The organism is Acinetobacter sp. 24-47-62 (genome assembly GCF_056779765.1).
Map to the genome: position 1 here is coordinate 1 of NZ_JBWYIN010000011.1, position 11,720 is coordinate 11,720.

Below are 11,720 nucleotides of genomic sequence, written 5' to 3' on the forward strand. Positions count from 1 at the left end.
TGCCATCCGCAGTTTCAGTAGCAGTATTACCCACCGCATCTTTCGCTTCAGCTTTAACTGTATATTCACCTTCTGGTAATTCTTCAGTCGGCGTGTACGACCAGTTACCTTCTGGATCTACAGTCGCATCACCTGTTGCTACAGGGTTGCCATCTTTGTCTAAGATTTCAACTTTTACTGTTGCGCCTGGTTCAGTCTTACCATTAATTTCAGGAGTTGTATCACTAGTATCTTCTAGAGGATCGATTGTAATTTCCGGATCGATTGTATCAACTTCAACCGTAGTTTTAGCAGGTTGACTTACATTTCCTACCGCATCACGAGCTGAAGCCTCGACACTATATGTACCATCTGGTAACGCTTTAGATGGCTTATATGTCCAGCTACCATCGGCTGCAACATTCACAACTGCAGATTGAACAACCTTGCCAGCCGCATCCTTGATTTCAACACGTACTTGTGTTGCACCATCTTCAGTTTTACCTTTAAAGGTAGGCGCATCAATGTTCGTAAGTGGTAACTCTTCAATCGTTACTTTAGGTGGAGTAATATCCACAGTAAAGCTTGAAGTAGCGACTTTACTATTACCAGCCGCGTCATATGCTGTTGCTTCTAGTTTATAGTCACCTTCAGCTAATGTTACAGGTGATTTAAACTGCCATTTACCGTTGGTCACTGTAGCAGGACCTTCTGCGATAATCTTACCTGAACTATCGCGAATCACTACTTTTACGCTCTCACTATCTTTAGTGGTTCCCGTAAATGTAGGAGTTTGATTTTTAGTTGTATTCACTGGATTATTCTCCGATTCCGAAAGAGTATTTGCGATTGCAGCAATTGCAAAAGTTGATTGATTCGTTGCTGTATCCCAACCCTCAGGTTCAGGATCAGTAGGGATTGGATCGATGTCTATGTCTGGAGGAGTTAAGTCAACATTGAATTCTTGTTTTTCTTCTTCACCTTTATTTCCTGATTTATCAATAGGCGTTACGATAACTTCGTATTTACCTTCATCCAGGTTTTTCTCAGGTGTATATTCCCATTTACCATCTTTATCAACAGGAACAGTATCTTTATCAACCACGTTTCCATCTTTATCTTTAATTTCTATTTCGACATTAGATTCTGGCTCACCTTCACCTGATAATTTAGGTGTTTCTGAGTTTGTTTCACCCTTATTTCCAATTTCATCAATAGTGATGTCTGATGGTGGGACAGTATCAAGCGTGATTGTCTTAATCGGTGATTTATCACTTTCTTGACCACTTACAGTTTGTGTGACAGAAAGCTCATAGATACCATCTTTTAAATCTTGATCAGGTGTAAAACTCCAATCACCATTAGACAATGCAACAGTCTCACCAATTAGTTCATCGCCATTATAGATTTTGATGATTGCACCAGGTTGAGCTCCAGAACCTTTGATTTCTGGACGAGCATCATTTGTTACACCACCATCAGCAACTTCACCAATATGCTCTGGCACATCATCAATGACGATTGGTGCATTTAATAATGCATTTGGCTTTGGCTGAGGGTTAGGTGTAGGATTAGAGTCAGAACCATTATCTGCGACTGCTGCAATTGCACCAGCTGCACCAGCACCAATTAACCAAGGGAGAATACCACCGATAAAATCATCGGAATAAAGAAGAGGTTCGATTTCTTCGATTGGGTAATACAGAATTGTTTCTGCAATTGAGCCATCTTCATTGGTAAATTTAACCCAATAAAGTTGACCACTTTCATCTTGGAATACGAGGCTGTTATCAGCAAATGAAGGATTGAAATAGTTTTCAATCACAATCACTTCACCATTACGCAAATTGATTAGAGCATTATTATTATCACGAGTGATTGAAGCTACATCATCTTTAGATACTTGAACGACAACTACAGAGTTTTCGTTAAGCCCCACTTGACTAGAGTTGACATTCTCTAATACCTGATGACTCTCTTTAGATATTACGGAGATATTAGCCATGGTAAATTCTCACTTATAAATTTTATTTTTATCGATCTTTCTACATCTAAGATACAAAAAAGATAGACACTATTATCTATAAGTGAGATTTATATCACATTTTTAAGATTTAATGCGAATAGATTTTGCGTCTTTTATCAGCTTTTTGTAACCGCTCATCCACAATAAAAATATATACTTTATTTACAAACACTTATGACAAAAGAATTAATATTTTTCTTACTTTTAGGATATTTCAGGTCACCAAATTTCAAAGGCTTACTTATCATAATTTCTGCTATATTTAGTTTAACTACATACGGTAACTTGTCCACCTAACATTTTAATGTTAGTAAACTAGTATACTTTTCATTTTATATTGAAAATTAATACTTACTTTTTAGTAAGTTAAGAAATAAATTTTGCTTTAAATATGATGTAATTTTCACATTTTAATTTTATATTTCATCGATAAAATTCTGCGTAACTGAATAAAATATTTAAACAATATCACTGTTATCTTCTGCATTGATCATGCTTAATTCATAAAAAAAAAGAGCAAGCACTATCATGCTTGCTTCAATTAAATATAATTTTTTAGAAATTTTCTGGATTTTCTAATTTTTTCACCTCTTCAGCTTTAGCTGGATGATGGACGATTGCCACACCATCATCAGAAGTCCGATCTAATATCACTTCAGGATTATAAATCGTAATAATCTCATTACCTTTACTATCTTCACCAACAATATATTTAAATCCTTTACGATTAAGCTTATTACATAATCGCTGATATAGTCCCTTTAAGCCCTCTTTTTCCTCATTAGGATTGTAATAGAAAGCATTCATAACTGCTGGCAAACCTAAACCACATACTACGCCCGATAATAAAACAACAATAAAGGTATAACCAATCAAGATACTACTGTATTGCCTTAACTCTGGGACATTAGCAACCGCGAGAATTAGAGCCAATGAAATTCCTCCTCTTACTCCACCCCATGATAAAATTGCTAGGCTACCGTTATAGCTTTTCTTACGAAACGATGGGAAGAATGCGAAAGCCAGAAAGTTCGCAGCAAAACGAGAAATATGTAAAATTACAAATGCGATAATACCGCCAAGTATCATGCTGGCATTAAGATCAAGAATAAACAGCTCTAAACCAATTAAAGTAAATAAAAAAGAATTAATGATGCCTTCGACTGTATGCCAAAAGTGATTTACTTCTTGGATTTCACGATTTTGTAAAATTTCTTTCCATTTATTACCAACAATAAGTCCACCAATCACACATGCGATTGGTGCTGATGCATGAGCAAATAAAGCAACCAAATATGAACCACAAGCCAGTAAAGCTGTCGTTAGGATTAATGATTCCATTTCATGCTTCCCGCGAAGCAATCGTAAAATCCCCCAACCAAATATCAAACCAATAATTACAGCTACCACAATTTCATAAAGGAGTGTTTGTAGTGTCAGCAACAGACTAAAATGCTCGCCTTCAAGCACATTCAACAATGTCATAAATACAGCGATACACATTGCATCATTGAACAGTGATTCACCCTCCAATTTCACCATTAAATGATGTGGTGCACGTACAGAACTGAGTACCCCTTTGATTCCGATTGGATCTGTAGCCCCTAAAGCAGAACCGAGTAATAAAAGTACGAGTATTGGTACAGGGTTACCAATCAAATATTGAAATCCAAATAATAATCCACCAAACAATGCTGCACACAAAACCAAAGCAATAGTGGCAAGAATACTAATTGGCTTCCAATATACTTTTAAATCAGACACTTTAAATTTCAATGCCGACGATGTAAGAATGAAGCAAATAACACCATTTACGAGAAAATCATAAAAATCAATATGACGTACTGCTTCTTCAATATTCGCCAAATTAATGGTGATAAAACGATTATCCCCTAATAAATTGGCAGCCCATTGTAGAATAAAGACAAAAATTGCTGAAACAATTGGCACCCCTATCGCTTGGGGAAAACCTAGAATTCGTTTATTGAATATGGTGGTGGCAATTGAGAGGGCAAAAACCACTGTAAATACTTGGAGAAAAAAAAAGTTGCCCATTTTGCACTCTATGATATGTTTTATTTAAATGAGATCATTTAAATTTTAAATGAAAAAACTATAGCCATTTATTTATTTTATATAAAGAATGATTACTCGCAATCCCTTTTTTTAAAGATGTGTAGCCTTCCTAATAAATTATTACATTAGCAGGCTACATGTTTTAACTTTGCAAAAAATCAATCGATTCTGCTTGGTACATTTAGATTGAGGCATTGAATGTATCACATTGATTCACATCACCTGTTTTCATGCCACGATCGAACCAATACATTCTTTGTTGGCTTGTGCCGTGGGTAAAGCTATCAGGAACCACATGTCCTCTAGCCTTTTTCTGAAGATAATCATCACCAATCTTATGCGCCGCATCCATTGCCTCTTCAACATCACCTTGCTCCAAGAATTGGGTTCGTTGATGTGTATCTTTTGCCCACACACCAGCTAGACAATCAGCTTGCAATTCCAAACGGACTGATAATTGGTTCCCTTGAGCTTCAGTAGCTCGTTGTCTAGCTTGTTGGACTTGAGTTGAAATACCTAAAAGATTTTGAATATGATGTCCGACTTCATGCGCAATCACATAAGCTTGTGCAAAGTCACCAGCAGCATTTTGTGTAGATAATTCTGATTGATTTCGTTCACCCGATATACCCATTTGCTGACGCATATCTTTAAAAAAATCAGTATCAATATAGATTTTTTGGTCTGCAGGACAATAAAATGGCCCCATCGCTGACTGGGCTGTACCACAGCCTGAATTGACTACACCACTAAACATCACTAGTTTCGGTGCTTGGTATTGCATTCCCTGTTTTTGAAAAACGGTGGTCCATGTATCTTCAGTATCAGCGAGTACCGTACCAACAAATGCCGCTGTTTCTTGTTGCTCGGGTGTTGGGTTTTCAATCCCTATCGCTTGTTGCTGATTGTTAGAAGTCACTTGTTTAGTTGCCTGATAGGCTTGTTGTGGATCAACCCCAAAAAATTTCCAAGCAACAAATGCAACAACTAAACCGAGAATACTAATTCCACCAGCTTTAGCCCCACCGCCTCCACGGCGATCTTCTAAATTACTACTTACTCTCCGGCCTTTCCAACGCATAATCTCAGCCCTTTTAAATCATATAACTTTTTATAATACGTTATTTCATCAAACTCTAAACTTTTCTAGCGTTCCATAGTTTTTGTATTCCTGAAACAACGACCAAAACAATAAGTCCTGCAATAAAACCTATGACAAAGTTTAAGAGCGTCGGTGTTAAAGCACCGATGATACTGCCTACATTTGGAATATGTTCAATATAATCGACAGAATCTTCAGTAAAGTGATGAAATAATGGAATGGTATGATTAATAATACCGCCACCAACCAAGAACATCGCGATTGTTCCGACAATGGTTAGTGTCTTCATAAGTTTAGGCGCAAAAGCAAGTAAGCCCTGACCAATTCTTTGTTTCAATGCAGACGTTTGTTTGACGAGATAAAATCCCAAATCATCAATTTTAACAATCATAGCAACCAAACCATAAACACCAATCGTCATTAAAATTGCGATGACTGACAAGACTGCAACCTTTATTCCAAAAGTAGCTGCTGCAACTGTACCCAATGAAATCACGACAATTTCAGCAGATAAAATAAAGTCTGTTCGTATCGCGCCTTTGATTTTATCTTTCTCAAAAGTTGCTAGATCTACATTTAAGTTTTCGAGTTCTTTTTCGGCCTGTTCAGATGTTTTTGCTTTTTTATGGTGTAATGAGTGAAGTACTTTTTCTACACCCTCATAACATAAAAATAATCCACCCAACATCAATAAAGGATTTATAAGCCAAGGCGCAATCACACTAATTAATAATGCTAATGGAACCAAAATTAATTTATTAACAAATGAACCTTTTGCAACAGACCAAACGACAGGCAATTCACGGTCGGCTTTTACACCACTGACCTGTTGAGCATTAAGTGCCAAGTCATCACCCAACACACCGGCAGTTTTTTTTGCAGCCATTTTACTCATGAGCGCAACATCATCAAGAATGGTGGCTATATCATCTAATAGCACCAATAAACTATTTGCCATTATTGTTATCCTTCTTTGTTTTTTGGAATTTTATTCTTCTATTTCAATCTATTCTGTATCAACATTATTAATACTATCTCAAATAAGGTGTTTTTAATTCGATTCTTTCGATGCTTTATGCTGACATAAAAAAAAATAATGCCGTACAATATTGCGAAATTTTAAAAATTCAGCCCTAGTGTTGATGACTTTGGTATAGAAAATGAGTAATCAAGATAATCGCCCTGTTATTTTGACAGGTGACCGTCCAACTGGACAACTTCATTTAGGCCACTTTGTCGGTTCTTTACGTTCACGAGTAGGTTTGCAAGATTCCCATCACCAACATCTATTATTGGCTGATGCACAAGCTTTTACAGACAATGCTGATAACTTCGAAAAAGTTAGACGTAATATTATTGAAGTTGCAACTGACTATCTCGCTGTTGGGATCGACCCGACAAAAACAACAATTTGCGTTCAATCAAGCTTGCCAGCTTTGAATGAGCTGACCATGCTTTATTTAAACTTTGTCACAGTTTCAAGACTAGAACGAAATCCTACGATTAAGTCTGAAATACAAATGCGTGGGTTCGAGCGTGACATCCCAGCTGGATTCTTATGCTATCCAGTTGCCCAAGCAGCTGATATCACTGCTTTTAAAGCATCGATTGTGCCCGTGGGTGAAGACCAAATTCCAATGATTGAACAAACAAATGAAATTGTTCGTCGTTTAAATCGTCAGATTGGTCAAGAGCTTTTGCCTGAATGTAAAGCTCTGCTATCGAATGTTGGTCGACTACCAGGATTTGATGGTAAAGCTAAAATGTCTAAATCATTGGGCAATACAATTGTCTTAGATGCTTCTGATAAAGACATTAAAAAAGCTGTAAATGCAATGTATACAGATCCTAATCATCTTCGTATTGAAGATCCAGGTCAGGTGGAAGGTAATGTTGTATTTACTTATTTAGATGCTTTCGATCCAAATCCAGAAGAAGTAGCAGAGCTTAAAGATCACTATCGTCGTGGTGGTTTAGGTGATGGTACAGTCAAAAAACGCCTTGAAGGTGTTCTAAAAGAGTTGATCACGCCTATTCGTGAACGTCGTATGGAGCTTGCTAAGGATCCTGATTATATTATGGATATCTTAAAAACTGGTACTGACAAATGTCGTGATATTACGCAAGCAACATTAGATGAAGTTAAAGCTGGATTAGGTGTTTTTAAATTTTAATCCCTAAAAAATAAGCACACTTAAAGCCGCATCACATTGCGGCTTTTTTTATGGCTATTTATTAGCCTATTTAAAATTAACCTTCAATCAAACTTATTAACGTAATCTTACACGTTTTAACCCGACTACCAATGAGTTGCTAAATGAAATTGAATATCATTTAATTACTGTTATGAATACCCCCAAAATTCATAACATTTCTCCTTAACCGAAACTGTGTAAGCAGATTCGTTGTTCTGCGCAGTGATCACCCCAATCACTGCGTATTTTTTTATGTTGAATCCATTAAAAATGAAATCAATATTATATAATTGATAATTACATCACTTTATTTTATTATTTTGATTAAAATTTGATAAAAATTCTAATATCTATAAGAGACTACCCATGTGGGACATGTTTATAAATCCGTCGAACCTATTCTTCAGTATTAGTATCTGCTTAATGTTTTTTATAGGCATTCTTGAAGTCTTTCTATTAATAACAGGTCTCAGTAGTCAAGGATTTTTAGAGCAATTTCTACCTAGTTCATTAGATTCTTCTCCTGAAATGATCGTTGACCATCAATCTAGTATTTGGATTCAATTTTTAGATTGGCTTTATCTTGGACGTATTCCTGTATTAATTTGGCTGATCATCTTTCTCACGACCTTTTCAATTGTTGGCTTCTTAGCCCAATCTATCATCCATCATGTATTTGGATCATTTTTAACAGTCTGGCTCATTACTCCACTGGTACTTGTGGTCTGTATGCCATTCGTACGGCTATTCTCAAGATGGATAGTAAAGATCATCCCTAAAGATGAAACCACAGCAATTCATAGCGACGATTTAATTGGACTTCGAGCAGAAATCATTTTAGGCACTGCTCGACTGCACTATCCTGCGCAAGCAAAACTCAAAGATCGCTTTGGTAAAACACATTACATTTTAGTCGAACCTGAAGCTGACGAAATATTCGTACAAGGTCAGCAAGTCTTACTTACACAACGTAGTCTCAAAGGCTTTCAAGCAATTTCACAATAAATCAACTTAGAGAAAAAAATGTTTAGTTCAAGTTTTTATCAAATTATTATAATTGCAGGACTTATTCTCATTGCACTGGTTGTCATCGGAACCATTATTGCACGACTATATAAACGCTCTAGCAAGGAAGTTTCATTTGTCAGAACTGGATTTGGTGGGGAAAAAGTTATACTAGGAGGTGGTGCAATTGTACTTCCTGTTTTACATGAAGTCATTCCTGTCAATATGAATACCCTTCGCTTAGAAGTTAAACGTGCAGCTGATCAAGCCTTGATTACGCGTGATCGAATGCGTGTAGATGTGATGGCTGAGTTCTATGTTCGTGTTAAGCCAACAGCTGAATCGATTGCTACCGCAGCACAAACTTTGGGTCAAAAAACCATGTCACCAAATGAATTAAAAGATTTGGTTGAAGGTAAATTTGTAGATTCCCTGCGTGCAGTAGCAGCAGAAATGGCTATGGAAGAGTTACATGAAAAACGTGTCGACTTCGTTCAGAAAGTTCAACAAGTAGTTTCAGAAGATCTGTTCAAAAATGGTTTAGAACTCGAAACTGTATCTTTAACAGGACTTGATCAGACCAGCTTTAAATTTTTTAACCCACAAAATGCATTTGATGCAGAAGGTTTAACAAAATTAACAGAAACTATTGAAGATCGACGAAAAAAACGTAACGATATTGAACAAGATGCTGACTTAGCCATTAAAGCGAAAAATTTAGAGGCTGAACAAGCACGCCTTCAAATCCTGCGTGAAGAAGAATACGCAAAGATGCAACAAGAGCGTGAAATTTCGATTCGAAAAGCTGAACAACTTGCTGAAATTGCAACACAAGAAGCTGCAAAAAAACGTGAGGCAGAAGAAGCCCAAATCGCTGCAGAACGTGAAATTGAATTAAAACGTATTTCAGCTGCACGTGATGTCGAAAATCAAAATATTCAAAAAGCACAAATTATTGAACAAGCGCAAGTAGAACAAAAGAAAACCATTGAACTTGCGGAACAAGATCGCGCAATCGCGATTGCCGAGAAATCTCGTGCTGAATCTGAAGCCAAAGCACTTGCTGACCAAGCTCGTGCGCAAGCAGTAAAAGCCGAGGAAGAAGTTGTGACTGTTCGTGAAACACAGCGAGCTGAGCGTCTTAAAGCGGTTGAACTTGTTGCTGCAAAACAGGCTGCAGAAACTGATGCTATTTCAATTACTGTGGCTGCCGAGGCATCAAAACAAGCTGCTGTAGATGAGGCTGAAGCTGTGCGTACTGCGGCTGAAGCAGAAGCTGAAAAAGTTCGCCTAAAAGCTAAAGGTGAAGCTGATGCTAAAATTTTATTGGCTCAAGCTTTAGAAAAACAATACCAAGTCGATGCTGAAGGGACTCGCGCAGTCAATGAAGCAAATAATATTTTGTCAAGTGAACAAGTTGAGATGCAAATTCGTTTGGCACTTTTGAAGTATTTGCCTGAAATCATCCGCGAAAGTGTTAAACCAATGGAAAATATTGATGATATCAAGATATTACAAGTGAATGGTCTTGGTGGCATTACTGGCGCCACAACTTCAGCTGATCAAGCAGATCAATCACAATCCGTTCCACTTTCAGATCAAGTGGTGAATAGCGCACTCAGATATCGTTCGCAAGCCCCTCTTATTGACAGCTTAATGAGTGAACTCGGTATTCAGGGTGGAGACATCAACGGTCTAACACAAAACCTAAAACCTAAAACCAATTAATGATAAAAGCCCTGATTTTCAGGGCTTTTATTCGCTTTACTGCTAGCTATTGCTGTTCTTATTATTTTTAAGATAACAAATATTATTTTAGGATTGATCAGTTTTCCTTATCCGATGATCTCATGCATTTTTCTTTTACTCTTGCTTCAGCAATTGATGCAGTCACCTTATGACGTTATGTATCTTTATTCTAGGCGCAATTTTTGCTGGATTTATTCAAGGTCTCACAGGTTTTGCCTTCGCTCTTATTGCGATGTCTTTTTGGGTATGGATTCTACCGCCTCAGATCACCGCCCCCTTGGTCGTTTGTGCATCACTATGGTGTCATATCATTTCAATGTATAAAGAACCAAGAACCTTTATAAAGCCTTCTATCGTTTGGGTCTATATTATCGCTGGCTTAATTGGAGTACCTTTGGGTACTTTTTTGCTTCATTATATCAATGCAGACACGTTCAAATTACTACTTGGAATATTTTTATTAATTTGGTGTCCACTCATGTTCTTTAATCCGCAACTACATTGCGTAAAAGATACCAGACTCAGGATGGACGGCTTGATTGGTTTTTTGGGTGGAATTTTAGGTGGGCTCGGTGGATTCTGTGGTGCAATTCCCTCGGCTTGGGTGATGCTAAAACAACTTCCTAAACATGAGCAACGCAGCATTCTTCGACATTTTAATTTTGCCATTCAACTGTTTACTTTGCTCATCTATTTATTTAACCAGACCATTAACGTAAATCACTTGTCCTATTTGTGGATTCTGATCTTCACGGTCAGCCTACCAGCGATCATTGGAGCAAAAATTTTTTATCAAATATCTGAGCAAAAATTTAAGTCGATTGTCTTAACTTTATTGTTTTTTTCAGGTTTTATTTTGACCTTAAGCGCAATTTTCTTATATTAAAAAAGGCAGATTATTCTGCCTTCTCCATATATCAATTGTTGTGCGAATATCGTTGGTCAACACTAAATTTTTCGGGGAATTTAGCTGAAATCTTTGAATAAAATTCCATAATTTCTGCCATATCCACTTCTATATCTCCAGTAGGATAAATAATTTTACCTACACCGCATTTTTTTTGACTGTAATCCATATATGCTAAAGCGATTGGGACATTCGCTGTAATTGCTACATGGTAAAAACCCGTTTTCCATTTTTCTTGTTTTGACCTTGTTCCCTCTGGCGTCACCAACATGACCAATTTTGGATGATCATTAAAAAGATCTGCCATTAATTGCACCATGCTTGGTCTTTCCTCTCCCTCTTTCTTTGGTCGGCGATTAATTCCGATCCCTCCCATAGCCCGGACAAAAGGACCAAATGGAAACTTCATATAGCTGTCTTTAATTGTAATTCTGACATTTACACCTAAAGCTTTGAGCGCTAATCGCGCGTATAAAGCATCCCAGTTACTGGTGTGTGGTGCAGCAATCATGACACATTGGTCTAAATCTAAGGGCCAATGGTTATCAATTTCCCAACCTAATGCATTTAAACTCTGTTCAGCAAATTTTTCAAACATATAAATATACAAATGTAAATTTTCGGGATTGTAACAGCTTTGGCATTACTTTTATTCAAAATATCTATTAGGTTTTACTATTA

At 36.9% G+C, this 11,720-nt stretch carries 9 protein-coding genes; 4 read left to right on the top strand and 5 right to left on the bottom strand.

Annotated elements, in window-relative coordinates; all coding sequences use genetic code 11:
* The 4 genes from AC1M87_RS09685 to AC1M87_RS09700 form a co-directional block, all read right to left on the bottom strand.
* On the bottom strand, positions 1-1,984 hold a 1,984-nt coding region (locus tag AC1M87_RS09685), incomplete at its 3' end, for an Ig-like domain-containing protein (protein WP_481593579.1).
* 576 nt (positions 1,985-2,560) lie between these two features.
* Positions 2,561-4,060, bottom strand: coding sequence for a cation:proton antiporter (locus AC1M87_RS09690; protein WP_481593580.1), 1,500 nt, complete (start codon positions 4,058-4,060; stop codon positions 2,561-2,563).
* A 202-nt stretch (positions 4,061-4,262) separates the two neighbouring features.
* On the bottom strand, positions 4,263-5,162 hold the full coding sequence (gene ypfJ / locus AC1M87_RS09695; protein WP_035270407.1) for a KPN_02809 family neutral zinc metallopeptidase: 900 nt from the start codon (positions 5,160-5,162) through the stop codon (positions 4,263-4,265).
* 55 nt (positions 5,163-5,217) lie between these two features.
* Positions 5,218-6,141: a DUF808 domain-containing protein gene (locus AC1M87_RS09700; RefSeq protein WP_481593581.1), complete on the bottom strand. Its 924-nt coding sequence runs from the start codon at positions 6,139-6,141 to the stop codon at positions 5,218-5,220.
* 202 nt (positions 6,142-6,343) lie between these two features.
* Between AC1M87_RS09700 and trpS the strand changes: the two genes are divergently transcribed.
* The 4 genes from trpS (at position 6,344) to AC1M87_RS09720 (ending at position 11,018) form a co-directional block, all read left to right on the top strand.
* Complete coding sequence (gene trpS, locus AC1M87_RS09705) at positions 6,344-7,357, top strand: tryptophan--tRNA ligase (RefSeq protein WP_092767023.1); 1,014 nt, start codon at positions 6,344-6,346, stop codon at positions 7,355-7,357.
* 387 nt (positions 7,358-7,744) lie between these two features.
* Positions 7,745-8,383: a YqiJ family protein gene (locus tag AC1M87_RS09710; RefSeq protein WP_481593582.1), complete on the top strand. Its 639-nt coding sequence runs from the start codon at positions 7,745-7,747 to the stop codon at positions 8,381-8,383.
* A gap of 18 nt (positions 8,384-8,401) precedes the next feature.
* Positions 8,402-10,111: a flotillin family protein gene (locus tag AC1M87_RS09715; protein ID WP_481593583.1), complete on the top strand. Its 1,710-nt coding sequence runs from the start codon at positions 8,402-8,404 to the stop codon at positions 10,109-10,111.
* A 169-nt stretch (positions 10,112-10,280) separates the two neighbouring features.
* On the top strand, positions 10,281-11,018 hold the full coding sequence (locus tag AC1M87_RS09720; RefSeq protein WP_481593584.1) for a sulfite exporter TauE/SafE family protein: 738 nt from the start codon (positions 10,281-10,283) through the stop codon (positions 11,016-11,018).
* Positions 11,019-11,049: 31 nt separating this feature from the next.
* On the opposite strand, the gene AC1M87_RS09725 is transcribed toward AC1M87_RS09720, so the two are convergent.
* Complete coding sequence (locus tag AC1M87_RS09725) at positions 11,050-11,637, bottom strand: 1-acyl-sn-glycerol-3-phosphate acyltransferase (RefSeq protein WP_481593585.1); 588 nt, start codon at positions 11,635-11,637, stop codon at positions 11,050-11,052.
* Between the last annotated feature and the right edge of the window lie 83 nt (positions 11,638-11,720).

Coding starts and splice junctions, on each gene's coding strand:
- trpS (WP_092767023.1), top strand. CDS start 6,344: ATGAGTAATCAAGATAATCGCCCTGTTATTTTGACAGGTGACCGTCCA.
- AC1M87_RS09700 (WP_481593581.1), bottom strand. CDS start 6,141: ATGGCAAATAGTTTATTGGTGCTATTAGATGATATAGCCACCATTCTT.
- AC1M87_RS09710 (WP_481593582.1), top strand. CDS start 7,745: ATGTGGGACATGTTTATAAATCCGTCGAACCTATTCTTCAGTATTAGT.
- AC1M87_RS09715 (WP_481593583.1), top strand. CDS start 8,402: ATGTTTAGTTCAAGTTTTTATCAAATTATTATAATTGCAGGACTTATT.
- AC1M87_RS09720 (WP_481593584.1), top strand. CDS start 10,281: ATGACGTTATGTATCTTTATTCTAGGCGCAATTTTTGCTGGATTTATT.
- AC1M87_RS09725 (WP_481593585.1), bottom strand. CDS start 11,637: ATGTTTGAAAAATTTGCTGAACAGAGTTTAAATGCATTAGGTTGGGAA.
- AC1M87_RS09690 (WP_481593580.1), bottom strand. CDS start 4,060: ATGGGCAACTTTTTTTTTCTCCAAGTATTTACAGTGGTTTTTGCCCTC.
- ypfJ (WP_035270407.1), bottom strand. CDS start 5,162: ATGCGTTGGAAAGGCCGGAGAGTAAGTAGTAATTTAGAAGATCGCCGT.